At 68.6% G+C, this 25,571-nt stretch carries 29 protein-coding genes; 20 read left to right on the forward strand and 9 right to left on the reverse strand.

Annotated features, from left to right (window positions below; translation table 11 throughout):
* Window positions 1-6: 6 nt before the first annotated feature.
* Both dnaN and dnaA read right to left on the reverse strand, forming a co-directional pair.
* The gene (gene dnaN / locus D1J51_RS15845; RefSeq protein ID WP_119076867.1) at window positions 7-1,149 is read right to left on the reverse strand and encodes a DNA polymerase III subunit beta; all 1,143 of its coding nucleotides are present in this window, start codon (window positions 1,147-1,149) and stop codon (window positions 7-9) included.
* Between the two features lie 410 nt (window positions 1,150-1,559).
* Entirely contained in the window at window positions 1,560-2,996 is a 1,437-nt protein-coding gene (dnaA, locus tag D1J51_RS15850) for a chromosomal replication initiator protein DnaA (RefSeq protein WP_119076868.1), read from the reverse strand.
* A 411-nt stretch (window positions 2,997-3,407) separates the two neighbouring features.
* On the opposite strand from dnaA, the gene rpmH reads away from it, so the two are divergent.
* From rpmH to D1J51_RS15895, 9 genes are all read left to right on the forward strand, one after another.
* Window positions 3,408-3,545 carry a 50S ribosomal protein L34 gene (rpmH, locus tag D1J51_RS15855; protein ID WP_119076870.1) on the forward strand — a complete coding sequence of 46 codons (138 nt, stop codon included), beginning with the start codon at window positions 3,408-3,410 and terminating at the stop codon, window positions 3,543-3,545.
* A 25-nt stretch (window positions 3,546-3,570) separates the two neighbouring features.
* Window positions 3,571-3,936 carry a ribonuclease P protein component gene (rnpA, locus tag D1J51_RS15860; RefSeq protein WP_119076871.1) on the forward strand — a complete coding sequence of 122 codons (366 nt, stop codon included), beginning with the start codon at window positions 3,571-3,573 and terminating at the stop codon, window positions 3,934-3,936.
* Window positions 3,933-4,238: a membrane protein insertion efficiency factor YidD gene (gene yidD, locus D1J51_RS15865; RefSeq protein WP_119076873.1), complete on the forward strand. Its 306-nt coding sequence runs from the start codon at window positions 3,933-3,935 to the stop codon at window positions 4,236-4,238. The genes rnpA and yidD overlap by 4 nt, the downstream gene beginning before the upstream one ends.
* Before the next feature lie 4 nt (window positions 4,239-4,242).
* Window positions 4,243-5,208, forward strand: a complete 966-nt coding sequence (gene yidC / locus D1J51_RS15870) for a membrane protein insertase YidC (RefSeq protein ID WP_119076875.1) — start codon at window positions 4,243-4,245, stop codon at window positions 5,206-5,208.
* 7 nt (window positions 5,209-5,215) lie between these two features.
* Complete coding sequence (locus D1J51_RS15875; protein WP_205547977.1) at window positions 5,216-5,719, forward strand: Jag family protein; 504 nt, start codon at window positions 5,216-5,218, stop codon at window positions 5,717-5,719.
* 44 nt (window positions 5,720-5,763) lie between these two features.
* Window positions 5,764-6,411, forward strand: coding sequence for a 16S rRNA (guanine(527)-N(7))-methyltransferase RsmG (gene rsmG, locus D1J51_RS15880; RefSeq protein WP_119076879.1), 648 nt, complete (start codon window positions 5,764-5,766; stop codon window positions 6,409-6,411).
* Complete coding sequence (locus D1J51_RS15885; RefSeq protein ID WP_240423369.1) at window positions 6,404-7,357, forward strand: ParA family protein; 954 nt, start codon at window positions 6,404-6,406, stop codon at window positions 7,355-7,357. The genes rsmG and D1J51_RS15885 overlap by 8 nt, the downstream gene beginning before the upstream one ends.
* A 3-nt stretch (window positions 7,358-7,360) precedes the next feature.
* Window positions 7,361-8,383, forward strand: a complete 1,023-nt coding sequence (locus D1J51_RS15890) for a ParB/RepB/Spo0J family partition protein (RefSeq protein ID WP_119076880.1) — start codon at window positions 7,361-7,363, stop codon at window positions 8,381-8,383.
* Window positions 8,384-8,492: 109 nt separating this feature from the next.
* On the forward strand, window positions 8,493-8,942 hold the full coding sequence (locus D1J51_RS15895) for an SRPBCC family protein (protein WP_119076882.1): 450 nt from the start codon (window positions 8,493-8,495) through the stop codon (window positions 8,940-8,942).
* A gap of 59 nt (window positions 8,943-9,001) precedes the next feature.
* Here the strand turns inward: D1J51_RS15895 and trxA are convergent, their stop codons facing one another.
* From trxA to D1J51_RS15910, 3 genes are all read right to left on the reverse strand, one after another.
* Window positions 9,002-9,325 carry a thioredoxin gene (gene trxA / locus D1J51_RS15900; protein ID WP_119076883.1) on the reverse strand — a complete coding sequence of 108 codons (324 nt, stop codon included), beginning with the start codon at window positions 9,323-9,325 and terminating at the stop codon, window positions 9,002-9,004.
* 34 nt (window positions 9,326-9,359) lie between these two features.
* Window positions 9,360-10,316, reverse strand: coding sequence for a thioredoxin-disulfide reductase (trxB, locus tag D1J51_RS15905; RefSeq protein WP_119076885.1), 957 nt, complete (start codon window positions 10,314-10,316; stop codon window positions 9,360-9,362).
* 75 nt (window positions 10,317-10,391) lie between these two features.
* Window positions 10,392-12,530: a DUF6049 family protein gene (locus D1J51_RS15910; RefSeq protein WP_119076887.1), complete on the reverse strand. Its 2,139-nt coding sequence runs from the start codon at window positions 12,528-12,530 to the stop codon at window positions 10,392-10,394.
* Between the two features lie 66 nt (window positions 12,531-12,596).
* Here D1J51_RS15910 and D1J51_RS15915 point away from each other — a divergent pair, with 66 nt between their 5' ends.
* The 9 genes from D1J51_RS15915 to D1J51_RS15955 all read left to right on the forward strand — a co-directional run bounded on the left by D1J51_RS15915 (window position 12,597) and on the right by D1J51_RS15955 (window position 19,731).
* Window positions 12,597-14,048, forward strand: a complete 1,452-nt coding sequence (locus D1J51_RS15915) for a CCA tRNA nucleotidyltransferase (protein WP_119076889.1) — start codon at window positions 12,597-12,599, stop codon at window positions 14,046-14,048.
* Window positions 14,048-14,830 (forward strand): PIG-L family deacetylase, encoded by a 783-nt coding sequence (locus D1J51_RS15920; protein WP_119076890.1) that lies wholly within the window; start codon window positions 14,048-14,050, stop codon window positions 14,828-14,830. Before D1J51_RS15915 ends, D1J51_RS15920 begins: the two co-directional genes overlap by 1 nt.
* A gap of 137 nt (window positions 14,831-14,967) precedes the next feature.
* Window positions 14,968-15,327 carry a 30S ribosomal protein S6 gene (gene rpsF, locus D1J51_RS15925; RefSeq protein WP_119076892.1) on the forward strand — a complete coding sequence of 120 codons (360 nt, stop codon included), beginning with the start codon at window positions 14,968-14,970 and terminating at the stop codon, window positions 15,325-15,327.
* Window positions 15,328-15,330: 3 nt separating this feature from the next.
* On the forward strand, window positions 15,331-15,876 hold the full coding sequence (ssb, locus tag D1J51_RS15930) for a single-stranded DNA-binding protein (protein ID WP_119076893.1): 546 nt from the start codon (window positions 15,331-15,333) through the stop codon (window positions 15,874-15,876).
* Between the two features lie 54 nt (window positions 15,877-15,930).
* Complete coding sequence (rpsR, locus tag D1J51_RS15935) at window positions 15,931-16,191, forward strand: 30S ribosomal protein S18 (protein WP_017884085.1); 261 nt, start codon at window positions 15,931-15,933, stop codon at window positions 16,189-16,191.
* A gap of 13 nt (window positions 16,192-16,204) precedes the next feature.
* Complete coding sequence (rplI, locus tag D1J51_RS15940; RefSeq protein WP_119076895.1) at window positions 16,205-16,654, forward strand: 50S ribosomal protein L9; 450 nt, start codon at window positions 16,205-16,207, stop codon at window positions 16,652-16,654.
* A gap of 617 nt (window positions 16,655-17,271) precedes the next feature.
* Window positions 17,272-18,648 (forward strand): replicative DNA helicase, encoded by a 1,377-nt coding sequence (gene dnaB / locus D1J51_RS15945; protein ID WP_119076897.1) that lies wholly within the window; start codon window positions 17,272-17,274, stop codon window positions 18,646-18,648.
* Window positions 18,649-18,845: 197 nt separating this feature from the next.
* On the forward strand, window positions 18,846-19,415 hold the full coding sequence (locus D1J51_RS15950) for a DUF308 domain-containing protein (RefSeq protein WP_119076899.1): 570 nt from the start codon (window positions 18,846-18,848) through the stop codon (window positions 19,413-19,415).
* 28 nt (window positions 19,416-19,443) lie between these two features.
* Window positions 19,444-19,731, forward strand: coding sequence for an ABC transporter ATP-binding protein (locus D1J51_RS15955; RefSeq protein WP_119076901.1), 288 nt, complete (start codon window positions 19,444-19,446; stop codon window positions 19,729-19,731).
* Window positions 19,732-19,759: 28 nt separating this feature from the next.
* On the opposite strand, the gene D1J51_RS15960 is transcribed toward D1J51_RS15955, so the two are convergent.
* The 4 genes from D1J51_RS15960 to purB form a co-directional block, all read right to left on the reverse strand.
* Window positions 19,760-20,254: a hypothetical protein gene (locus tag D1J51_RS15960; protein ID WP_119076903.1), complete on the reverse strand. Its 495-nt coding sequence runs from the start codon at window positions 20,252-20,254 to the stop codon at window positions 19,760-19,762.
* On the reverse strand, window positions 20,247-21,077 hold the full coding sequence (locus D1J51_RS15965; protein WP_119076904.1) for an LssY C-terminal domain-containing protein: 831 nt from the start codon (window positions 21,075-21,077) through the stop codon (window positions 20,247-20,249). Before D1J51_RS15965 ends, D1J51_RS15960 begins: the two co-directional genes overlap by 8 nt.
* A 51-nt stretch (window positions 21,078-21,128) precedes the next feature.
* Window positions 21,129-22,004, reverse strand: coding sequence for a siderophore-interacting protein (locus D1J51_RS15970; RefSeq protein ID WP_240423370.1), 876 nt, complete (start codon window positions 22,002-22,004; stop codon window positions 21,129-21,131).
* Window positions 22,005-22,071: 67 nt separating this feature from the next.
* On the reverse strand, window positions 22,072-23,457 hold the full coding sequence (purB, locus tag D1J51_RS15975) for an adenylosuccinate lyase (RefSeq protein WP_119076906.1): 1,386 nt from the start codon (window positions 23,455-23,457) through the stop codon (window positions 22,072-22,074).
* 189 nt (window positions 23,458-23,646) lie between these two features.
* Between purB and D1J51_RS18230 the strand changes: the two genes are divergently transcribed.
* Window positions 23,647-24,189, forward strand: coding sequence for a recombinase family protein (locus tag D1J51_RS18230; RefSeq protein WP_256386028.1), 543 nt, complete (start codon window positions 23,647-23,649; stop codon window positions 24,187-24,189).
* 552 nt (window positions 24,190-24,741) lie between these two features.
* On the forward strand, window positions 24,742-25,131 hold the full coding sequence (locus tag D1J51_RS15990) for a hypothetical protein (protein ID WP_119076910.1): 390 nt from the start codon (window positions 24,742-24,744) through the stop codon (window positions 25,129-25,131).
* Window positions 25,132-25,571: the final 440 nt, after the last annotated feature.

Here is a 25,571-nt window from a genome sequence, read left to right on the forward strand (position 1 = left end):
CTCCCCCTATCGCAGCAGCAGGTTGGGCTGCAGCAGGTAACGGAAGCTCTCCTCGTCGGCATCGTCCCTGCTGCGCTGGCTCGTGATGAGCACGGGGCCGGGCTTGCCGGGGTTGTCGGTGCGCGTGAAGGCGACCCGGGCGAACTCGGCGTGCGTCGAACGCAGCCCGTCGAGCAGGAACTGAGGCTTGAGCGAGACCACCATGTCTTCACCGACGAGGTGAGCATCCACGATCTCGACAGCCTGGGCGGATTCGGTTCCGGCAGCCTCCAGCGTCACGGAACCCTCGACGAAGGAGAACCGCAGCGCGGCCTCTCGCTCGAGCACCAGGCCCACGCGGCCGACCGCTTCCACCAGTTCACCGGTGTTCACGACCGCGTAGTTGTCGACGCTCTCCGGGAAGAGCCGGCCCACCGGCGGATAGTTGCCCTTGATGAGCAACGACGTCACGGTCTTCGAACCGCCCGTGAACGCGATCAGCTCGCGCTCCGCGTCCTTGATGATCGAGACCTGCACCTGGCCGTCACCCGAAAAGGTCTTGCCGACCTCGGTGACGATCTTCGACGGGACCAGGGCCGTGAGCGCGTCCTGTCCGCTCTGGTTCTCCCAGTCGATGCTGCGAGTGGCAACGCGATAGCGGTCGGTGGCGGTCAACGTCAGCGAGTTCTCGGTCACCTCGAACTGCACGCCGGTGATGACGGGGGTCACGTCGTCCTTCGACGCGGCGAGGGAGACCTGCGCGATGGCGTCGGCGAACACGTCGGCCGGAACCGATCCCGAAACCGAATCGACCTGCGGCACCTGCGGATATTCCTCGACCGGCATAGCGGGGAGGCTGAACGAGGCCGAACCGCATCGAACCTCGACGCGGTTCTCGAGCAGGGCGACCTCGACGTCGGCGTGCGGCAGGCGCTGCGCGATCTCGCTCAGCAACCGACCGGACACGAGCGCCCTACCGGCGTCGTCCACCTCGGCCGTCACGCTCGTGCGCGCCGAAACCTCGTAGTCGAAGGACGAGACGGTGAGACGGTCGCCCTCCGCCTCGATCAGTGCTCCGCTCAACAGCGGCTGGGTGGGGCGCTGCGGCAGCAGCTTCACCGCGAACGACACGGCCTCGCTGAACACGTCGCGGTTGACGGTGAATCGCATCTGACTTCCCTCCCACGCACACGTACGCGCGCCTGATCTGTCGGTTCACAATCTTTGCATACTCGGCGGTGCGGGGCATCCGTGCAGACCCCCGTCGGAAGGGGAAGTTCCGGGCGGCCCGCATGCGGTTCGCGTGATCGAATGCCCGAAGAAGGAGATGAAGGTGTTAACAGTGTTAACAGTTGTGGATACTGTGGATAACTCCCGAGACCTCAGCGTTTTGTAGAGAACTACAGCTCTGTGAGTTGTTGGCGGCATCGGGACGAGTCGTCTTCCGCGAAATGATGCGGAAGTTTATGGTGTAGGACTCATCCACAGCGTGTGCCTCCTCCTCCACAGGACGGACCCGGTTCTCCCCAACTATCCACAAGGGCCGCCCGCCCTGTGGATAAACGCGCGGTGAATCGCGCCTAACGCGAGCCCTGCTTGATGCGGGTGGTGAGCTCCTGCACCTGGTTGTAGATGGAGCGGCGCTCCGCGATGAGCTGGGAGATCTTCTTGTGGGCGTACATGACCGTGGTGTGATCGCGGCCCCCGAAGAGCTGGCCGATCTTGGGCAGCGAGAGCGGCGTGAGCTCCCTGCAGAGATACATCGCGATCTGGCGTGCCGTGGCGATCTGCTGCGCCCGGGTGGGACCGTACAGGTCGTCGACCGAGAGATCGAAGTACTCCGCGGTCCGGCTGATGATGTCCGAGGGCTGCACCTCGTTGTCGGCGTCGAGCGTGATGAGATCCTTCAGCACGGTGTGCACGAGTTGCATGTCGATGCGCTGCTGATTCAGGCTCGCGTATGCCGTGACCCGGATCAGGGTGCCCTCGAGCTCGCGGATGTTCGAGGCGAACTTGCTCGCGATGAACTCGAGGATGCTGTGGTCGATCTCGAGGTTCTCGCGCTGCGCCTTCTTGCGCAGGATCGCGATGCGGGTCTCGAGGTCGGGCGCCTGGATGTCGGTGAGCAGCCCCCACTCGAAGCGGGAGAGCATCCGCTCCTCGAAGCCGCGCAGTTGCTTCGGCTGGACGTCGCTCGTGATGACTACCTGCTTGTTGTGGTCGTGCAGCGTGTTGAAGGTGTGGAAGAACGCCTCCTGGGTCTCGACCTTGTCCTCGAGGAACTGGATGTCGTCGACGAGCAGGATGTCGACGCCGCGATAGCGGGAGTGGAAAGCGGCGCCCTGGTTGTTGGCGATCGAGTTGATGAAGTCGTTGGTGAAATCCTCGGAGCTGACGTAGCGCACCCGGACATCCGGAAACATCTCCCTGGCGTAGTGTCCGATCGCGTGCAGCAGGTGCGTCTTGCCGAGCCCGGAGTCCCCGTAGATGAAGAGCGGATTGTAGGCCCGCGCGGGCGCCTCAGCCACCGCGACGGCCGCCGCGTGCGCGAAACGATTGGACTGCCCGATCACGAAGCTGTCGAACCCGTACTTCTCGTTCAGCCTGCTGTCGACCGGCGTGTCGATGCCGTGGCGCCTCCGGGGCTCGTCGACGGGGCGCGCGCTCTCGTGGCGCGGCGCGGCGACCTGTGCGGCAGCGGCCGCCGGCGCCTCCGTTTCGGCCGCGGGTTCGGGTTCGAGCGGCGGAAGGGCCTCCTCGTCGACGATCACCACGAAGTTCTCGATCTGGTCCGCCTCGGGGATACCCGCGATCGCCGCCATGATGGCCGGCCGCAGGCGGCTCTCGAGCAGCTTCAGCGTGAACTCGTAAGGAACCGCGAGATAGAGCGTTCCCGCCGCGATCCCCCGGGGCATCGCGAGAGCGACCTGCGCACCGTTCGCCGGGCCGACGGAGGGATCCCCCATCACGGTCCGGGTCACACGACCCCAGACCTCCTGCAGTTCGTCATCAGTCACGCGTCTACCCGGCTCGGTCTCGAAGGTCTGGAAATGGTCGATGTTATACCCAAAGTTATCCACAAAGGAACGGGCGCAGATCCCCGGTATATCGGGAGATTGTCGGCGGAGGGAGAACACCTGCGCCCACGTTAGCCACAGATTTGTCCACAGGCAAGTCTCGCCTTGAACCGCAGGTCGACATTCCTCACGGCCGCACAGCTCGTCGGCCGCGCGACGCAGGCTTTGACGGGATCGGACTTGTGGCGTAAAGTAAATACCTTGTATGGGCGGCCCGCCTAGGTCGACGCAGTGCGTCGGCGCGTGCTGCGGAAGGATGCGTTCTTCCTACGGCTCGCGCTTCGTCCAGATCCGACTTCCCCGACGTCACCGAGCCTTGGGGATCTATTCCATAAGTCACGGAGTCTTCACATGAGCAAGCGCACCTTCCAGCCCAATAACCGCCGTCGCGCCAAGGTGCACGGCTTCCGCGCCCGCATGCGCACCCGCGCCGGACGCGCCATCGTGGCGGCTCGTCGCGGCAAGGGCCGCTCGAAGCTCTCGGCATAGTCCCGACTCCCGCCCGAGCTCGATCGTGCCTGCGAGGCGACATCGTGTCACGCGGGGCGAGGACTACCGGCGCACCGTGCGCGCAGGCTACCGCGTGGGTGGTGCGTTCTGCATCACCCACGCGGTTTTCCGTGCCCCCGGGCAACCCGCCCGCTTCGGCTTCATCGTCTCCAAAGCCGTCGGCAACGCGGTGACCCGCAATCTGATCCGCCGACGTCTCAAGACGGTCGTCGAGCGCCGGCTGCGCACCGGCATCGTCGGGGTGGACGTGGTCTTCCGCGCGCTCCCAGCGGTCGCCGGCGCCTCGTTCGAGCAGCTCGAGCGGGAGATGAATCGTGCGCTCGATCGGGTCGAGCGCGAACTGATCGCGCACGGCGGTGGATCCGCATGAGACCGCTCCTGGAAATCTGGCTGCTGCCCCGCAACGGCATGATCGCATTCATGCGGGCCTACCGCAGGCTGATCTCTCCCCTCTACGGCCAGGTATGCAGGTATCATCCATCGTGTTCCCGATACGCTTTGGAGGCGTATCAGTCGCGTGGCTTCCTCGTCGGCACGGTGCTCACCGTCTGGCGGCTTCTGCGCTGCAATCCCTTCACTCCCGGCGGCATCGACGACGTTCCGCCGGGACAGCACCAGAACTTCGTGATCAATCCCCGCGGCTTCGTCCGCCCCATCGAGCGAAAGGCCTAACCCGGTGGACTTCTTCGAAACCATACTCTGGCCGCTGCGCTGGCTCGTCGAGCTGGTGCTGTGGGCCTGGCACTGGCTGTTCACCGCGATCGGCATGGACCCGGCTTCGGGCGTCACCTGGGTGCTCTCGGTCATCGGGCTCGTGGTGGTGGTGCGCTCGGCGCTGATTCCGGTGACGGTGCGGCAAATCAGGTCGCAGCGTCGCATGATGGATCTCGCGCCCGAGATGAAGAAGATCCAGGACAAGTACAAGGGCAAGAAGGATCAGTTCTCGCGCGAGGCCATGAGCCGCGAGACGATGGCTCTGTACAAGAAGCACGGCACCAATCCCTTCGCCTCGTGCCTGCCCATCCTCATCCAGATGCCCGTCTTCTTCTCGCTGTTCTACGTGCTCCGTCAAGCCTCCGAGAACAAGACCGGCATCGGTTTCATGACCGAGCAGCTCACGCAGAGCTTCAACGCGGCGACCATCTTCGGTGCACCGCTCAAGATGACCTTCACCCAGGGCTGGGAGAACGGCAACTGGATGGTCGTCGTACTGCTCGGCGCCATCATGGTGCTGATGATCGCGTCGCAGTTCTTCACCCAGCTGCAGATCATGTCGAAGAACGTCTCGGATGAGACGAAGAACTCGCCGATGTACCGGCAGCAGAAGATCCTGCTCTACATCATTCCCTTCGCCTTCCTCTTCTCGGGCGTCGCCTTCCCCTTGGCGCTCAACATCTACTGGTTCAGCTCGAACCTCTGGACCATGGGCCAGCAGGGCATCGTGATCCGCAACATGCCGACCCCGGGCAGCGAGGCGTGGCGCAGGCGTCAGGAGCGGCTCAAGGCGAAGGGTAAGCTGACCGACGACGAGAAGCGCGCGAAGGCTCTGGGCCAGGATCCGTCCTCGCCGGGCGAGCAGCCGCAGAAGGGCCAGCGGCAGCAGCCGCTGAGCTCCAGGCGCGCCAAGAAGAAGAACAAGTGAGGGCATCGTGAGCACTGAGCGCGCCGGCGAGAGCCGAGTGGACGACGAACTCGGCCTCGAGGAGCTCGAAGCCGAGGGCGACCTGGCCGCCGACTACATCGAGGGGCTCCTCGACATCGCCGACATGGACGGCGACATCGACATCGACGTGGCCAACGGCCGCGCCTACGTCGCGGTGACGGGCGGCGGAGAGGATCTCGACCGCATCGCCTCCGCCGAGGCCGTGCAGGCGCTGCAGGATCTGGCCCGGCTCGCGGTCCAGGCGAAGACCGGCCGCTTCTCGCGTCTCATCGTCGACATCGGCGGCTCGCGGGACGCGCGGGCCATCGAGCTGAGGGGCATGGTCGACGCCGCGATCGCGCAGATCGCCGCCGGGCTCGACCGGGTGGAGCTCGAGCCCATGTCGTCGTACGAGCGCAAGCTGGTGCACGATGAGGTCGCCGAGCGCGGCTTCCACTCGGAGTCCCGGGGCGAGGGCCGGGATCGCCGTCTCGTCATCAGCCGCGGCTGACGGGGCCGCCGTTTCACGTGAAACCTCTCGAGGAAAGTGCTGCCGTGACTGCTGACGCGCAGGTGGAGCCTGAGCCCGCGGCCGCCGCCGAGATCGCGGGCGACCGTATCGAGGCGCTGCGCGAGTTCGCTCGGGATCTCGGCGCGCACGGCGAGCGGCTCGGACTCATCGGCCCGCTCGAACCACCACGGCTCTGGACCAGGCACCTGCTCAACAGCGCGGTGCTGGCGCCCCTCGTGAAGTCGGGCGCCCATGTCGCCGACATCGGCACGGGCGGCGGCATGCCGGGTCTGGTGCTGGCGATCGTTCGCCCCGACGCGCGCTTCCTGCTGATCGAGCCCATGGAGCGCCGCTGCAGCTGGCTGAACGAGCAGATCGATCGCCTCGGCCTGCAGAACGCCGAGGTGCGCAGGGGGCGTGCCGAGGAGTATCACGGCGCGTTCGAGGTGGAGCAGGTGACCGCTCGCGCCGTCACGGCCCTGCGCAAGCTGGTGCCGCTCGCCGCACCGCTGCTGCGCGACGGCGGCGAGATGCTCTTCCTCAAGGGCAGCTCGGTGCAGGGCGAGATCGACGCGGCCGAGAAGGCGCTGCGCAAGCATCGAGTGACGCGCGTCTCCGTGGAGGAGCTCGGAGCGGGCCTGCTCGACGAGACGACCCGGGTGTTTCGAGCTAAAATCGATAGACATGGCTGAAGCGGAGAAGTCGCTCGTCGGCGACCACCTCGCCGATAAGGTCCGGCGACGCCGCAAACTCGCGGAGACGGTCTCGCCCCTCCCGGCGCAACCGCGCGTCGTCACGGTCTCCAATCAGAAGGGCGGGGTGGGCAAGACCACCACGACCGTCAATCTCGCCTCGGCGCTGGCCCGGCGGGGCGCGAACGTGCTGGTGATCGACCTCGACCCGCAGGGCAACGCCTCCACGGCTCTCGGGGTCCCCCACCGGCCCGAGGTGACCAGCGTCTACGACGTGCTGCTCGGCGACAGCGGTCTCGGGGATGCGCTGCAGCCGACCACGGACCACGAGCGTCTCGACTGCGTGCCGTCGACCATCAACCTGGCCGGAGCCGAGATCGAGCTCGTATCGCTCGTCGCCCGTGAACAGCGGCTCCGCACGGCCCTGCAGAGCTTTCTCGCGGAGGCCGAGCGCCGGTATCACTACGTCTTCATCGACTGCCCACCCTCGCTCGGGCTGCTCACCGTCAACGCCTTCGTCGCCGCCGACGAGGTGCTGATCCCGATCCAGTGCGAGTACTACGCCCTCGAGGGGCTGAGCCAGCTGCTCGGCAACATTCAGCTGATCCAGAAGCACCTGAACCCGGGCTTGCGCGTCTCGACGATCCTGCTCACGATGTACGACGCGCGAACCAATCTCGCGCACGAGGTGGCGGGCGAGGTGCGCTCGCACTTCCCCGAGCAGGTGCTGGACGCCGTGATCCCCCGCTCGGTGCGCATCTCGGAGGCGCCGAGCTACGGCCAGACCGTGCACGCCTACGACGGCGCATCGATCGGTGCGCTCGCTTACCTCGAGGCGGCGGCGGAGATGGCGGAACGAGGGGCCGGATCGCCAGACGCCGCGGGTGGAGCCGAGAACGCGGACGGCAACCAGTACACGAACACCTATGAAAGCGGAAGGGCGTAGCGCATGGCGACGAAGAAGCGAGGCGGGCTCGGCCGCGGGATCGGCGCGCTCATTCCGCAGTCGCCGTCGAGCGGCGAGCGCCCGGTCGACGTGTTCTTCCCGACGCCCTCCAACGGGAGCGAGACGCAGAGCGTTTCGTCAGTGGGCTCCTCGACTCCCCTGCGCGAAACGGTGTCCGAGCCCGGTCGCGACACCGACCTGCGCGAGGTGCCGGGAGCCCGGCTGACGCGCCTGCCCGTCGACGACATCGTGCCGAACCGCCTGCAGCCGCGCACCGAGTTCGACGAGGAGGCGCTCGAGGAGCTGACGCACAGCGTGCGCGAGTTCGGCGTGTTCCAGCCGGTCGTGGTGCGCGCCATCGAACCGGTTCCCCCTGCGGGTGAACCGCATTACGAGCTCATCATGGGCGAGCGCCGTCTGCGCGCCTCCAAACGCGCCGGCCTCGAGACCATTCCCGCGATCATCCGCAGCGCGGCGGACGAGCACATGCTGCGCGACGCCCTGCTCGAGAACCTGCACCGAGCCCAGCTGAACCCGCTCGAAGAGGCTTCGGCCTACCAGCAGCTGCTCGCCGATTTCGGTATCACGCAGGAGCAGCTGGCCGAGCGCATCGGCCGGTCGCGCCCGCAGATCTCCAACACCATCCGACTGCTCCGCCTGCCCGAGCCGGTGCAGACCCGGGTCGCCGCCGGCGTGCTGTCGGCCGGTCACGCCCGCGCGATCCTCTCGCTCGACGGCGACGGAGAGGCCATGCAGCGCCTCGCCGACAAGATCGTCAACGAGGGGCTGTCGGTGAGGGCGGCCGAGGCTGCGGCCTCCGAGGAGCCCAAGCGCCGGCCGCCGCGACCCCGCGCGGGTGGCGTGCAGGCCCAGCTGGGCGAGATCGCCGAGAGGCTGGGCGACCGATTCGATACGCGGGTCGCGGTGAGGCTCGGCGCCAAGAAAGGGCAGATCATCATCGACTTCGCGACGATCGCCGATCTCAAGCGCATCCTCGTCGAGCTCGACGATCCCGGCTTCGGCTGATCCGTACCCCTGCATCCCCGGGTGCCGACCCTCCGCCGGGCCGACCTCGTGGGACCCGCTCCGGTGCTGACTGCTTCCGCGAGCAGGCCCGCTGTGCTTGACTGACGGTATGACTGCAGAGAACAGGGTGGTGTCAGCCGAGCGCGAGGTCACCGCGGAGCCCGCGACGATCTTCGAGCTGATCGCGGATCCCGCGCAGCAGCCGCGCTGGGACGGCAACGGCAACCTGATCGAGGCGGCACCGGGCCAGCGGGTGCGCGCCGTCGGCGACGTGTTCGTGATGCGCATCCACAACGGCGAGGACCGCGACAACCGCGTCGTGGAGTTCGAAGAGGGACGGCGCATAGCCTGGAAGCCGGCGCCGCCCGGTGGCGAGACGCCTGGCCACCTGTGGCGGTGGGAGGTGGAGCCGCTGCCCGGTGGCGGCTCGCTCGTGCGCCACACCTACGACTGGAGCGGCCTCACCGACGAGAGCCGCTTCGCACGGGCCCGCAAGAACACGCCGGAGGCGCTGCGCGCCTCGATCGACCGCCTCGCGGAGCTCGCCGAACGCGGCTGATGAGACGCGAAACGGCGGGCCGGTGGCACCCACCGACCCGCCGTCACCGGGCGAGAATCTCAGATGATCCCGTTCAGGTGCTCCTCGATCATCGGCTTCGGCATGGCGCCGATGATCTCGCGCACCTCCTCGCCGTTCTTGAAGACCTTCATGGCGGGGATCGAGGTGATGCGGTATCGGCCCGCGAGGTTCGGGTTCTCGTCGATGTTGAGTTTGACGATGCGCAGCTTGCCCTCCTGCTCGGCCGCGATCTGGTCGAGGACGGGAGCCACGGCGCGGCACGGGCCGCACCAGGCGGCCCAGAAGTCGACCAGCACGGGGATGTCGCTCTGCAGCACGACCCTGTCGAAGGTCTGCTCGTCGACGTTGATGGCTTCGCTCATGATGATTCCTCTTTCGGTTGCGAGTCGGTGACGATCAGCGCTCGGCGAGCGCTGCCAGGGGTTGAGCGGCGTCGAGCGCGGCGAGGTAGTGCTCGGCGTCCAAGGCCGCGACCGTGCCCGAGGCGGCGGCGGTGACGGCCTGCCGATAGGTGGGATCGACCACGTCTCCGGCGGCGAAGACTCCGACGACGGAGGTGCGCGAGCTGCGGCCCTGCACCGCGATGGTGCCCTCCGCGGTCAGCTCGAGCTTGTCGTGCACCAGGTGCGTGCGCGGATCGTTGCCGATCGCGATGAAGAGGCCCTCGAGCGGGAGCTCGCTCGCGGAGCCGTCGACCGTGCTGCGCAGCGCGACGCCGCTGACCTGGTTCTCACCGCGGATCGCAGTGACCTCCGAGTTCCAGATGAACTCGATCTTCTCGTTGTCGAAGGCGCGCTGCTGCATGATCTTCGAGGCCTTGAGCTCCTCGCGGCGGTGGATCACGTAGACCTTGTCCGCGAAGCGCGTGAGGAACGTGGCCTCCTCCATGGCGGAGTCGCCCCCGCCGACGACGGCGATGGTCTTCTCGCGGAAGAAGAAGCCGTCGCAGGTGGCGCACCACGAGACGCCGTGGCCGGAGAGGCGATCCTCATCCGGCAGCCCCAGCTTGCGATAGGCCGAGCCGGTCGCGTAGACGACGGCGCGCGCCTCGTGCACCGTGCCGTCGCCCGCGATGACGCGCTTCACGTCGCCCGAGAAGTCGACCTCGACCGCGTCGTCGTACACCACCCGCGTGCCGAAGCGCTCGGCCTGCTCCTGCATCTTCTGCATCAGATCCGGCCCCTGGATGCCCTCCGGGAAGCCCGGGAAGTTCTCGACCTCCGTCGTGTTCATGAGTTCGCCGCCGATGGCGACGGAGCTCGCGAAGAGCACGGGTTCGAGGCCGGCGCGCGCGGCGTAGATGGCGGCGGTGAAGCCAGCGGGGCCGGAACCGATGATGATGATCTGGTGCATGGAGCTCCTCGTGCGAGATGCCGTGTCAGCCGCGGCCGGGGCCGCGCAGGGAATACAACCCATCCTAGGGTCGCGCTATTCCGCGGGGCTGGAAGTTGCGCTGGCCCCGCCCTGCCGCCTGCGCCGCACGCTGCGCCAGATCCCGAACACCAGCAGCAGGGCGGCCAGCGATCCGAGCGCCCAGAGGGCGATGGTCTCGATGGTGCTGCGGATGGAGATCGGCAGGGTGCTCGTGGACACGGTGGGTTCGCCCGTAGCCGCCGAGACGGTGACGACGAGGCCCGACTCGCCCGAGGAGACGCGGCTGAGCACGGGCACGAGCACCCGCTCGTTCGCCTCGGCGGGCACGAGCACATCGGTAAAACGGCGCTCCGTGACCGAGAGCGCGGCCGAAGAGGGGTCGGCTTGCACGGTGACCTGGGCGTCGAACGGGAGGGCGTTGCGCAGCTGCACCGGTACGCGCGTCGAGTTGCCGACGAGCTGGGTGTTCTCGGTGGTGATGACGCGCACGCCGTCGAGCAGTTGGGCGTCGCGCTCGCGGAACTGCGCCGCGACGCCCTCGAAATCGACTCCTGCCGACGCGTAACGCGTGGCGAAGAGCTCGAGCAGCCGCGCGCGCTGGTACCCGCTGAGGTACTCCGGATTCACGAGCACGGCGCCCAGTTCGGTAACGGACGACTCCCGGCTCGCGGCGGCGCGCAGCAGCGCGACGCGCTTCTCGGAGGTGCCGCTCGCCCGCAGCGATGCGGTGCCCTCGGGCTGCTCGGCGACGGGTGTGGGGACGACCCAGGCGAGCGACGAGAGCAGCTCCAGGAGCTGCGCGGGATCCTCGCTGTCGCCCACCGCTCCTCGGTCGAGCCCGAGCAGCGCTCCCCCGGACCCGGCCTGCGCCGCGAAGGCCAGTTGCGCGCTGAGCCGGGCGGCGCCTCCCGCGCGCTCGGTCTCGGTGGGCGCCGACAGGGCCGCGCGGGCCGCGTCTCCGAGCGCGGCATCGGTGATCAGGGCGGAGCCCCGGGGAAGCCGGGCGCGCGGCGCCCCCGCGTCGGTGACGTTGTCGGATCTGAGCACGACGGAGTCGATGCCCTCGACGCGCAGCAGTTCGAGGGCGGTCTCGTCGACGGCCCCCTCGGCCGGCCAGGCGACGCTCTGCTGCTGCGGCCAGTCCAAGAGCTCCTCGAGGGTGGGGAGCGTCGGGGCTTCGGGGTCGGCGTTCCCGGGGTCGTCCGGCCCGCTCCCGCCCCCGTCGGAGGGGTTCGGAGTGCCCGACGGTGCAGGGGCGGAGTTCCCCTCATCGCTCGCGAGTGTCGCATCGACGCTGCCGAAGCGGGAGACGAAGTCGAGACTGCTCGGGGCGAGCAGCGAGGTGAAGCCGAGCGCGGCCTGCGCCGCCGGATCCGCGTCGGCGAACTGCAGCAGGAAGCTGGGCAGCGCACTGCGCTCGAGGCCGTCGAGGAACTGGCGCGCGTTCTCGGGCGCCTCGCCCCCGTATGCGCGGATCCCGGCGACGATCCGCGGATCGATCGCGAGCGTGGCCTGCTGCAGGCGGGCCTGCGCGAGCAGCCCCTCCCACGTCGGGACGAGCTCGGCGAGCTGACTGCGGGTGGGAAGCGTGCGGATGTCGGAGGGCAGCACGAGGGGGACGATCAGGCTCAGCCGCACGGTGCTCTCGGCGTTGGCCGCGCCGGCCGGGGGGATGTCGGGGGCCGCCGGGCCGCCCCACACGACGGGCGAGAAGGCGGTGAGGACGTCGGGGGGCGTCCCGGAGCCCCCGGGATCGTCGGGCGTGAACGAGGCCAGCACCGCGTGAACCCCCCTGGAGGACGGCGACGGGAGCCGGTCGCGCGGCACCGTGATCGTGGCGGCCTGCTCGCTTCCGGGGGCCGTCTCCCCGATGCGCCCCTGGGCGAGGTCCAGCGAGGCGGAAGCGGCCTGGGCCTCGAGTTCACCGGCCGTCTCCATCGGCTGGGCGGAGAGGCGCAGCTCGATGTCCCCGCTCGGCACCACCTGCTCCCCCGGGTTCCTCACGAGTACGCTGAACGACACCTCGGCGTCGCCCTCGTCGATCACCGGATCCTGCGGCGCGACGACGAGCTCGGCCGGGGGCGGAGCGGGAGCGGGAGTCTCCGCACCCGCGGGCGCCGCCCCGGCGAGCAGCCCCAGCGCGACGAGCGCCGCGGTGAGCGCGTGCGCGAGGCGCCGGCGGGCGGAAGACATGACGCCCAGTCTATGGAGCGACGCTGACACGCATCCCAGCCGGTGCGACCCCGGTACTCTTGAGGGATGCCCACCCTCGCCCAGTCCATGGAGGCGCTGCGGGCCATCGCAGCGTCCGCACCCGTCGCGGCTCTCGCATCGGCGTTCTCCGAGCGCGGCCACGAATTCGCGCTGGTCGGCGGGCCGGTGCGCGACGCCCTGCTCGGCCGACCGGTCACGGACCTCGATTTCACGACCTCGGCGCGACCCGGCGAGACGCGCGAGATTCTCGACACCCTCGGGCAGAGCGTCTGGGACGTCGGCCGCGACTTCGGCACTATCGCGGCCCGGGTGCATGGCGAGGACGTCGAGATCACCACCTATCGCGCCGAGACCTACCGCGACGACTCGCGCAAGCCCGAGGTGAGCTACGGAGACACGATCGAGGGCGATCTGGTGCGGCGCGACTTCACCATCAACGCACTGGCCCTCATGCTGCCCGAGATGCGGCTCGTCGACGTGGGCGCCGCCTCCGCGAGCGGCGCGGGCGGGATCGAGGACCTGCTCGCGGGGCGCATCCGCACTCCCGGCCCCCCCGAGGCGTCCTTCACCGACGACCCGCTGCGCATGCTGCGCGCGGCCCGCTTCGCCTCGCAGCTCGGCTTCGAGGTCGACGCCGAGACCCGGGACGCGATGGTGCGCTTCGCCGATCGCCTCGACATCGTCTCGGCGGAACGCGTTCGCGACGAGCTCGTGAAGCTGCTCTCGGCCGACGACCCCGTGCCGGGGATCCGGCTGCTGGTCGACACCGGTCTCGCCGATCGCTTCCTGCCCGAGCTGACGGCGCTCGTCGCCACCCAGGACGACCACGGCAGGCACAAGGACGTCTACGAGCACAGCCTCACGGTGCTGCGGCAGGCCATCGATCTCGAGAAGGCCCGGGATCACGATCCCTCGCCCGACATCGTGCTGAGGATCGCGGCCCTCCTGCACGACATCGGCAAGCCGGTCACTCGGCGCTTCGAGCGCGGGAACGTCACCTTCCACCACCACGACGTCGTGGGCGCGAAGCTCGCGAGGAGACGGCTGCGGGAGCTGCGCTTCGACAACGGCACCGTGAAGCGGGCGGCGCGGCTCGTCGAGCTGCACCTGCGGTTCTTCGGTTACAGCGACCAGCAGTGGACCGACTCAGCGGTGCGGCGCTACGTGCGCGACGCGGGCGACGAGCTGCAGCGGCTGCACGTCCTCACCCGCGCCGATGTCACGACCCGCAACCGGCGCAAGGCCGAGCGGCTCGAGCACGCCTACGACGACATCGAGCGGCGCATCTCGGAGCTCGCGGAGGCCGAGGAGCTCGCGGCGGTGCGCCCCGAGCTCGACGGCGAACGGATCATGGCGATCCTCGGCGTCCCGCCCGGACCGCTCGTGGGCCGGGCCTACAAGTACCTGCTCGAGGTGCGTCTCGACGAGGGGCCCATCGGCGAGGAGGCCGCGGAGGAGCGGCTGCGGGCCTGGTGGGTTCGCCAGGAGGAGAGTTGATGCAGGATCCGAGCGAGTGGTTCGGCGGGCGGGCGCGCGTGATGTTCGTGCACGCGCACCCCGACGATGAGACGATCATGACGGGCGGCACGCTCGCCGCGCTCGCGGAGACCGGGCGCGAACCCCTGCTGGTCACGCTGACGCGCGGCGAACAGGGAGAGGTCGTGCCCGGTCCGCTGGCGGCGCTCGCGGGCACGCACGGTCTCGCGATCGTGCGGCAGAACGAGCTGAAGACCGCGCTCGGCATGCTGGGCGTCGAGCGCCACGCCTTCCTCGGGGTCGACCCGGCCCGCGCCGAGGGCCTCTCCCCCGCCATCTACGAGGACTCCGGCATGTCCTGGGGACCGGACGGCCGCGCGACGGCCGTACCCGACGCCGGCCCAGACGCCCTCACGAGCGTGCCCGCGATCGAACCGCTGAACGATCTGCTGGCCGCGGCCTACCGCTCGGGTGCGCGGGGCATCGTGAGCTACGACGACGGGGGCGGCTACGGCCACCCGGATCACGTGCTCTCCCACCGGCTCGCCCGGGCGGTGGCGCGGGCGCTCGAGATTCCGTTCTGGGAGATCGTCTCGGGTTCGGAGATCGCGGAGACGGAGGGGACCGCAGCGCTCGACCCCGTCGAGCGGCACGACGTCTCCCCCTGGCTCGAGCGCAAGGTCGCGGCGCTGCGCGCCCACGGCACCCAGCTGACCGTCGACGGCGGCGACATCGTCCACGTCGGCGGCCAGCGGGAGCCGATCTCGTGCCTCGAGGGATTCCGCGAGCAGCCGGGCGGGTGACTCCGTGCGCTGAAGGTGGTAGGCTGTTCGAGTTGTCCGCGCACAGAGCGATCCGTTCCGCGCCCGGGCACGATGCACAACAACCCTCCTGCCGCAGAAATCCTGCGGCCGTGAAGTCCGAAGGAGGTGGGTCAGTAATGCATCCGTACGAACTCATGGTGATCCTCGATCCCGGTATCGACGAGCGCACCGTGGCCCCCAGCATCGACAAGTTCCTCGGCGTCATCCGCAACGCGGGCGGCGAGATCGAGAACGTCGACATCTGGGGCAAGCGCCGTCTCGCATACGAGATCAAGAAGCAGACCGAGGGCGTCTACGTCGTGGTGAACTTCACCGCGAGCCCCGACGCGACCGCCGAGCTCGACCGTCAGCTCGGTCTCTCCGAGGCGGTGCTGCGCACCAAGGTGCTCCGCGCCGACGAGCTCATCGCTCAGCGCGCCGCGCAGGCCAAGCGCGACCGGGCCAAGGCCGCTCGCGCCGCGAAGGTGGGCGCGTAGCCCATGGCCGGCGAGCCGCTGATCACCGTGGTCGGCAACCTGGTTGCCGACCCCGAGCCGCGTGTCAGCCAGGCGGGCAAGTCCTGGGTGACGTTCCGGATCGCGTCGACGCCGCGCGTGCGCGATCGTCAGTCCGGTGATTGGTCGGACGGAGAGCCGCTGTGGCTGGGGTGCCGCGCGTACGGCGAGTACGCCGACAACATCGCAGCCTCGCTCACCAAGGGCATGCGCGTCATCGTCCAGGGCCGCCTCACCCAGCGCAGCTACACCGACAACCAGGGTCAGCAGCGCACCTCCCTCGATCTCGAGGTCGAGGAGGTCGGCCCGTCGCTCCGCTTCGCCACCGCTCAGGTCACCCGCGGTCAGTCGCGCGGCCAGGTCGGCGGCTTCGGCGGCGGCAACCAGCCGCAGGGTCAGAGCAGCTGGGGCCGCTCCGGCAGTAGCGGCGGCGGTCAGCAGCAGGACAACCCCTGGGCCAACTCGGGCCAGGGCGGATCCTCCTCCGGCGGGGATTTCGGCGGCGGTTTCGACGACGAGCAGCCCTTCTAGGCAGACAACTTCTCGATCCGGGCCACCCGGATCGCATCACGAAAAGAGACCAATATGGCAGGCAAGTCCAGCGGCGCAGGCCGCAAGCCGGGTCGGGGCAAGAACGCCAAGACCCTCGCACCCGCGAAGAAGCAGACCGTCGGCGTCATCGACTACAAGGATGTCGCTACGCTGCGCAAGTTCATCTCTGAGCGCGGCAAGATCCGCGCCCGCCGCATCACCGGCGTGTCCGTGCAGGAGCAGCGCCTGATCGCGAAGGCCGTCAAGAACGCCCGCGAGATGGCCCTGCTCCCCTACGCCGGTTCCGGCCGCTAAGGAGTAGACCACCATGGCGAAGGTAATTCTCACGAACGAGGTCCAGGGCCTCGGTTCCGCCGGCGATGTCGTCGACGTCAAGAACGGCTACGCACGCAACTACCTCGTGCCGCAGGGCTACGCGGTGCACTGGACTCGCGGCGGCGAGGCCCAGGTCGCCCAGCTCCGCGCCGCGCGCGAGGCCCGCGCCCTCGCTTCGGTCGAGGACGCCCAGGCGCTCAGGGTCAGGCTGCAGGAGGGCAAGATCCGCCTGCAGGCGAAGACCGGCACGGGCGGTCGCCTGTTCGGCTCGGTGAAGCCGGCCGCCGTCGCCGCAGCCGTGGCCGAGGCCGGCATCGGCGAGATCGACAAGCGCAAGATCACGGTGCCGACCATCAAGTCGACCGGTGAGTACCGGGCGACCATCCACCTGCACGAGGGCGTGGACGCCGAGGTGACCCTGCAGGTCATCTCGCAGCGATAGCTCGGCTCGCACGGCGAAGGGGGCGACGATCACTCAGGATCGTCGCCCCCTTCGCCGTGCGCTCTGCAGCGCTCCGCGGATTCCTCCGCCTGCGAGGTCGCCCGCTCCCCGCGCTCGTCCTCGCCCTGCTCGTGCCCTCGCTCCCCCGCTCGGAATCGAGACGCGCAGCTCCTCCGCGTGACTGCCGACGACGTCCGTCGCGCTCCCGATCCCGCCGGACACGGAGGGTGAATGCGTTGTGAACAGGAGGAAACGCCCGAGACGGAGCTCGGGCTTGACAAAGCCGCTTCCGTGTCCAGGTTGTCCACATGGTCGCCCGCGTTTCAAGCCTCAAGTTCTACCTGAGACTTGAATAACTTATCTCTTGTGGAAAACATTAATACCTGATCAAAGGGTATAAATTATCCACGCTCCACAAGCTGTCCACATGTTCTCCCCAAGAGTGTGGAAAAGCTCCCGCGCAAAGCGGCGCGTTATGCACCGAGTTATCCACAGGGCGGGAAGCGGCCCGTTTGACGGTGTTTGAACGAGGCGGCGAGTGCCCGTAGCGTGAATGTCGGGGGTCAGGTGTCTGATGGTTCAGTAACAGCCCCGCCTCATCGTGAAGGAGTGACCGCGTGTCCATCGCACACCTGGGAATCCCAGATCCGTTCGTCGAGGATGAAGCGCGCAGTTACGAGCGCACCCCGCCCTACGATCTGCTCGCCGAGCAGAGCGCCCTCGGCGGCATGCTGCTCTCGAAGGACGCGGTGGCAGACGTCACCGGTCTGCTCAAGGGCCCCGATTTCTACGTGCCGAAGCACGAGGTGATCTACGAGGCTGTTCTGTCGCTCTACTCGCGCGGCGAGCCGACCGACGTGATCACCGTCACCGACGAACTCACCAAGGCGGGCGAGCTGCAGCGGGCCGGCGGCGCGGAGTACCTGCACACGCTCACCAGCATCGTGCCTACCGCGGCCAACGCGAGCTTCTACGCCGAGATCGTGGCCGAGAAGGCGCTGCTGCGGCGGCTGGTGGAGGCCGGCACCCGCATCGTGCAGATGGGCTACGCGGGAGAGGGCGAGGCCATCGACCTCGTCAACGTCGCTCAGTCCGAGATCTACGGTGTGACCGGTGAGAGCCAGGGCGAGGACTATGTGCCGCTGTCGCTCGCCGTCGACGCCGCGATCGAGGAGATCAACAAGGCCAATGGCGCGGCCGACGGCATGCTCGGCGTGCCCACGGGATTCAGCGAGCTCGACGCGATGACCAACGGGTTCGCCGGCGGCCAGATGGTCATCATTGCGGCCCGACCCGCGATGGGCAAGTCCACGCTGGCGCTCGATGTCGCCCGCAACGCGTCCGTGCACGCCGGCGCGCCCACCGTCTTCTTCTCGCTCGAGATGGGCCGCGCCGAGATCGCGATGCGTCTGCTGGCCGCGGAGGCCACGATTCCCATGCAGACCCTGCGCAAGGGCGCCCTCGACAATCGAGACTTCCAGAAGCTCGCAGCGACGCAGGCCCGCATCTCCGAGAAGCCGCTCTTCATCGACGACAGCCCCAACCTCACCCTCGTCGAGATCCGAGCCAAGTGCCGTCGGCTGAAGCAGCAGCACGGCCTCAAGATGGTGGTCATCGACTACCTGCAGCTGCTCTCGAGCGGCAAGAAGGCCGAGAGCCGTCAGCAGGAGGTCAGCGAGTTCTCGCGCGCACTCAAGCTGCTCTCGAAGGAGCTCGACGTCCCCGTGATCGCGCTGTCCCAGCTCAACCGAGCATCTGAGCAGCGCGCCGACAAGATGCCGGCGATCAGTGATCTGCGAGAGTCGGGCTCGCTCGAGCAGGACGCCGACATGGTGATCCTGCTGCACAGGGAAGCGGTCGGGGACCGGGACAGCCCGCGTGCCGGAGAGGCCGACTTCATCCTGGCGAAGCAGCGCAACGGCCCCACGGGCACCGTCACCGTGGCGTTTCAGGGCCACTACTCGCGGTTCCAGGATATGCCGCAGGGGGTATGACCGGTCCCGCGTGCGTTATCGCGCCCGGCGGCCGCGGGCGCGAGCGACGGCTTCGATCGAACAGGGGCGCCCGGGTCGCTCCTCCGGAGGGCTCGACCGCGGTCGCATGAGCGGACGCACGCTGTGAGACGACGGGAACCCGCGATCAGGGATCGCCCTGACCAGAGCGGTAGACTAGAGGCGAAGGAGGGGGTGCCATGTCCGCAGCGGTGACGAACGCCGGCCCGTCGACGACCCCCGAAACGCCGGTGCCGCGTGCTGTCCGGTTGGTGCGTGTGACGGCGCTGCTCGTCGCGGGCGCCGCGATCACCTTCACCGCGACCCTCCATCAGCTGCTGGGATTCGACCGGGGCATCACCTCCGCCTCGCTCGCCGCCATCGGCATTGCGCACCTCGTCGAGTGGATAGCGCGCCGCTCCGGCTCCCCCAGTCCGATCCCGCTCCTGCTCGGCATCGCCTCGATCGTCGCGGCGGTCGTGCTGCCCTTCGCCGCTACGACCATCGTCCTCGCCGCGGTCATCGCGGCGTGGGCGCTCGTGAGCGCGCTGCTCGAGTTCCTCAGCAGTGCCGTGCGCCCGGGCAGCCGCCAGGACGCGACCGTCGTCGGTGCGGCGGGGATTCTCCTCGCGATCCTCGCGCTGCTCGTGCGCGGCGATTCCGTCGCCATCCTCGGCTTCTTCGGCGCCTACACGATCATCACGGGAGTCTTCCTGGGCATCTCGGCGTTCGACACGCGTCGCCCGGACTCCGAGCCCGCCCCCCGCTAGTCCATCTCACACGACCCGAAAGCAGACGATGAGTCAGTCCTCAGAGCCCGCCAAGCACGATTCCGTGACCCCATCGCGTCGCGATCGCCTGCGCCCGCTCGAGCTCGTCGGCTTCGCCGCCGTGCTCGGCGTGTTCGCCGGACTCGTCGTGCTGATGGCGACCCGTGACTGGGTGCTCGCGCTGATCTTCCTGGGCGTCGGCTTCATCGTCTCGGTGGTGATAGTGGCGCTCGTCGGGCTCGGCGGCAGGCCCAGCGCCGAGGATCTCGAGGCGCGCAAAGACCTGCGTCGCCCCGACGGCAAGAACTGGCACTGATCGGCGCGCGGAGGGCGTCCGACGGGCGTCAAGCGCGCGGCCGCCGCGTCCAGGCGCGCGCATCCCGGCTCGAGAGCGCGAGCAGGATCAGGATGTCGAGCGCCAGGGTGAGCAGGGTGGTGCGCACCGTGATCTCCTCCCCGGAGGTGAAGTAGGAGACCGCGGAGGCCGTGATGCTCACGGCGGCGCCGAGCATCACGAGGCTGCGGGCGATGTTGCTCCCGCGCCACACGAGCCAGGCCAGCACGAGCAGCAGGAGCATCCAGAGCGCCTGGAGGCCGAGCAGAATCCCGAGCATCAGCATGGATTCCTCCCCGCTCAACTCGAATTCGGCCCGAATCGATCCCCACTCCCGTAGCAGACCCGCGCCCCACAGCACGGCGCCTCCCGCCCGCGCGACGACCAGGGCGGCACCGCCGGAGACCGCGACCGGTCTGTTCGTGGTCGGGGCGGGTTGCGCCTCGCGGCCGAAGAGGGTGGTCGGCGGTTCGATCGCGGCCCGCTTGCGAGGCTCGTCAGGCATGCGGCATCCTCTCGGCGAGCGGGCGCAGGTCGAGGATCGGCAGGTCGCCGTCGGTGCGAATGCTGTCGCCGCCGCCGTTGCGCGAGTGATATCCGGTGGAGAAGTCGGCCAGCACGTCCAGATGCACCGTCGGGCTGCCCTGCAGCACCGTGCCGACGACATGGTCGCGTTCCACGTCTATGTCGGCGTCGATCTTATGCGTGATCTGCAACGTGAACAGCGAGAACCCGACGGCGCGGTCGAAGGTGCCGGCTGCCAGCCAATCCACCTGCGCCCCGCCCGGCAGCAGCCAATCTTCGGGCGTGCGCCAGAAGCGCACGTGGTGCCGTTTGGCGGGATTGCCCGCCACCTCCTGCTGGTAGGCGAAGTCCTGCACCCTCCCGAACAGGAACAGCGGGCTCACGGGTGCGCGCTCGTAGCTGCGCCGCGCGAGTGTGGACACCACGATGCGCCACGAGGAGCGCAGGGTGATCGGGTCGGCGCGGATCCAGCCGGCCCGATCCATCGCCTCGTGCAGCTGCTGCTCGGTGCCGCGCAGCGTGACGTTGATGGGATCGCCGAGCAGCCCGTCACTCGTGCGGGTACGACCGATGAAGTAGTCGGGCACGTAGATGGTCGTCAGGATGCGGTGCAGGCGGGGGAGCGCCAGGTAGGCCAGGAGCACCCAGAAGGCGATGAGGAACAGGACTCCGAACCACCCGAAGCTGAAGCTCTCGGTGAGCACGAGCCAGGCCAGCCAGACCGCGGCAAGTCCGGCATACACGAAGAAGAACTCGTCGAGCACCGCCGTGAGCGAGATGCGTGAACGCCGCGTCGAGTTCATGCCACCATGCTATCCAGTGGGACCGGCGCACCTATGCCGGTTCTCGGGGGTTCAGTCCTCCGGGTCCTCGGGGTCGATCGGTGCGTGGTGGTCGAACGCCGCCGCTCCGCGCTTCCAGTATCCGGTGATCGCGTACTGCTCGCGCGGCAGCTCGAGCTCATAGCGCAGCAGGCGGCGCAGTGGAATGAGGCGAGTGGCCTCGCCGGCGGCGAACACGTAGGTGTCGGCGCCGACGCCCGCTTCGCGCACGGCATCGGCGAGGCCGGCGGGGCCGGTCGGCGGGGCCGAGACGGGAACGTCGCGGCCGCCCTGGGCGGCGAGGTAGGCGCGAACCCAGTCGAGGCCGTCGGCCACGTCGGCGACGACCTCGAGGCGGGCCGAGACCGGCATGTCCTCGATCCAGCGCGCGGTGGCCGGCAGCGCGGTCTCGTCGACCACGCAGAGCACGCGGGGGGCGCCGGACGCCACGGAGACGGAGCCGCGCGGGCCGACGACCACGACCTCGTCACCCAGCTCGGCGCGAGCGGCCCAGCGCGCCGCGGGCCCGGGCGCCGAGTGGCGCAGGATGTCGAGATCGAAGACGCGGTGCCCCGATCCGGCGTCCTCGCGCACGTTGAGCGGGGTGAAGTCGCGGCCGAAGGCGGGCCCATCGGGGCGCACGATGCCGCTCTCCTCCGGGCCGACGGGCGCGGGCGCCAGCAGCTCTCCGGTCTCGGGGTCCGGGAAGAACACGCGGGCGTGATCGCCCGGCCCGGTGCTCGCCCAGTCGCCGAGCTCGTCGCTCGACAGGGTCACTCGCGTGAAGCGCTCGATCTCGGCGATATCCGTGACCGTGACGCGACGCGCTGTGAAGCGGTGCATCGTGCGGGGGCGCGCGAATCGGGCGGCCGGGGCCGGCTGCGGCGTGGCGGGAACCTGCTCGGACACGAAGATCCTCTCGTCAGATGTTTCCACTCTGGCACAGCGGCGCGGGATGCGCCAGGGCCGTCGCCCCTCAGCGCCGCAGGTAGTCGAGCAGCCGTGCCGCGTCGCCCACGTAGGCGGCGGGCGTGAGCGCGAGCAGGCGCCCCTTCGCCGCCTCGCCGATCTCGAGGCCCTCGACGAACTCGACGAGCTCGGCCTGTCCGATGCGGCGTCCGCGCGTCAGCTCTTTGAGGGCAGCGTAGGGATCCTTGATCGAAGACCGGCCGGCGGTCACCTCGGCGCGGATCACGGTCTGGATCGCCTCGCCGAGCACCTCCCAGTTCGCGTCGAGGTCGGCGGCGAGCACCTCGGGCGCCGCGTCGATCCGGCCGAGGCCCTTCAAGATGTTGTCGAGCGCGAGCACCGAGTGCCCGAGGCCGACTCCGATGTTGCGCTGCGACGAGGAGTCGGTGAGGTCGCGCTGCCAGCGGCTCGTGACGAGCGTCGCGGCGAGGGAGTCGAGGATCGCGTTCGACAGCTCGAGGTTGGCCTCGGCGTTCTCGAAGCGGATCGGGTTGACCTTGTGCGGCATGGTCGACGATCCGGTGGCCCCCGCGACCGGGATCTGACGGAAGTAGCCGATGGAGATGTAGCTCCAGACGTCGGTCGCGAGGTTGTGCAGGATGCGGTTGGCGTGCGCGATGCGCGTGTAGAGCTCGGCCTGCCAGTCGTGCGATTCGATCTGCGTGGTGAGCGGGTTCCAGTCGAGGCCGAGGCCCTCGACGAACTCCTGCGAAACCTCGGCCCAGTCGGTATCGGGATCGGCGGCGAGGTGCGCAGCGAAGGTGCCGGTGGCGCCCGAGAACTTGCCCAGGTACTCGATGTCGTCGATCTGGTTCAGCTGGCGCTCGAGGCGGTGCACGAAGACGGCGAGCTCCTTGCCGAGCGTCGTCGGCGTCGCGGGCTGGCCGTGCGTGCGGCTCATCATGGGCAGCTCGCGGTACTGCTCGGCCTGGCGGGCGAGCTCGGCGATGACCCGTTCGAAGCGAGGCCGCCACACGTCGGCGATCGCCTGCTTCACGGTGAGCGCGTACGAGAGGTTGTTGATGTCCTCGCTCGTGCAGCAGACGTGCGTCAGCTCGGCGAGGTGCCCCAGACCCTGCCGCTCGAGACGGGCGCGCACGAGGTACTCGACGGCCTTCACGTCGTGCTGCGTGGTCCGCTCGGTCTCGGCGAGCTCGTCGATCTCGGGCTGTCCGAAGTTCGCCGCCCACTCGCGCAGCGACGCGACCTGGTCCTCGGCGATGGGGGCGCCGCCCAGCAGCGAATGCTGCGTCAGATAGACGAGCCACTCCACCTCGACGTGCACGCGCGCCTTGTTGAGCCCGGCCTCCGAGAGGGTGTCGCCGAGGCCCGCGACCTGCGAACGGTAGCGGCCGTCGAGCGGGCTGATGGGCTGCGGGGGGAGCGGGGTCATGGGCGCCTCTCGGGTTCGGGATCGCGGGCCACCGCCCATTCTCCCACTCTTCCCGAGCTTCCCGCCCGTCCCTCCGATCGCGCGGCGCGATCCCTCAGGCGCGCGCGACCGTGCGCAGCAGGGGGCACGACGAGCAGGGCCGTGATCGGGTGCAGCGCCGCGCCGTCGACGCCGAGGGGCTCGTCGCGGGTGGTGGCGTGGCATGTGGACCGCCTCTACCGCCGTCCCCGGGAGTTGGAGGACTTGATCGACTTGGTGGAGTCGCACCCGATCCGTATTGAGGCGGTGATGGGTGGCGCGTTCGATCTGAACACGCACGAGGACCGGTTGATGGCCCGCCAGCTCGTCGCGATGGCGGCGTACGAGTCCGGGCACAAGGCCGACCGGATCAGGCGCGCGAACCGGCAGAAGGCCGAGCGCGGCGACTGGCACGGGGCGGCGAAGTTCGGGTACGGCACCGGCGGGGTGCTGATCGCGGAACAGGCGGCAGTCTCTCGACCTCAGTCACTAGACGTCCTCTCCGCGGTCAATGGGGTTCACGTTGTATCACGGGGTGAAGCCGAGCGCATCCCAATTTCAGTGGACTTGCGCTCTACTCGAATTGCTGCCATCCTTTATACGCGCAGAATGGGGCTGGCCACACCAGGCTTCCACACAGCTCCAGCGTCCCCGGTCGTCCTCCTCGACGACCGGGGACGTTTTTACCGATCAAGGAGTTCACCGCGATGGTAGAAGCATCCAGGCGTGCAGTCATGCGCGCGGGCGCATGGTCGTTTCCCGTGGTTGCGGTGTCGGTTGCCGCCCCCGCTGCAACAGCAAGTGGTGGTGGTATCCCGCTGATGTACTGGGACCGTGCGTCTGTGTCGGACGGTCAGCAAGCTCGCGCCTTCCTGGAAATCCCTCCCGGCCTGCCGGCGGGAAGAGCGAATTTTCACGTGGCACCCAGTCTCATCAGGGACTGGGTGATCTTGTCGGTGGAGTCGTCCTGGCCTCCTGACGCCACGTACGCGTATCCGTACTTGGGGTGGAGGTCTAGCGACCCCGCGCCGGGCTTGTACTCGTTTCTGATCGAGTTCCGCCGTTGGGTTCCGGCTGCCGAGCAAGTGGTGTACACCCCGCGCTTGTATGTCGAAAGCGCGCTGATCGCGCAGGGTCCTGCTATTACGGTTGCTTGAACCCGGCAGGCTTCCACGCAGAGGATACCGATGGCTATTCGCCCGATCGGTGGATACGAGGGACGGCATGCCGATCATAGCTTGGCAATAGAGAGATCAGGGGGCTCATGTGAGCGATGTGACGCGTAGGACGATGCTGGCGGGTGCGGCGTGGTCGATGCCGGTGGTTATGGTCGCAGTTGCTGCTCCAGCGGCGGCTGCGTCGGGCGGTCCACAGCCGTCGGGTACGCTGACTGCTACTTCGGAGCCAGGTCAGGGAGGGCTTATTGTTTACCGGACCACGACCATGTTCCGGAATGCTTCTGGAGTGCCTGTCGACGTCCCCTACGCGCTGTCGTATTACAACGCAGACACGGATGTATGGAAGGAACTCGACACGGGCATCATGCAGTCAACGGTGACCTACTTCACGTACCAGCGGCTCACGTTCTTCCGATCTGTCGGTGTTGTTGATGGAGTGACGGTGACACTCGACGCAGCCGTGGTGCCGTTGGGCTGACCCGGTATCGATGCCTCTGGTGGTACCCGATCAGTTGGCGGTTGGCTGGGTTGGGGGCGTATGTGACGAGCCCGATACCAGACCTCCGCATTGCGGCCGTGCCCGAAGTTGAGCTCCCGGATGATGCCGTACGCCTTGGCGAACCCGGAGTACCAGAGCACCCACTCGCAAGGGCGCACGTGCTGGATCGGATGCCACTCGGACGGCACGGTGCTCCTCTCATCGGGGAGCGCGCCGGACCGCGCATGACCGATCGTAGACAGCACCACCGACGACACGCCAAACTCTGTTCCCGAAGCCGGGGAGCAAGAACGTGCCGACGGGCGTCTCGACGCATGCGGGCCCGCCGCAGATTACCCAAAGGCTCTACGCAACAGGCTGAGTCACGATGAGAGGAACAAAACTGGCTCTTCGTATTTGGGGGTGTAGGGCGGGCTGTG

Origin of the sequence: Leucobacter sp. wl10 (genome assembly GCF_003569785.1) — a bacterium.
In the GTDB taxonomy this organism is placed as follows: domain Bacteria; phylum Actinomycetota; class Actinomycetes; order Actinomycetales; family Microbacteriaceae; genus Leucobacter.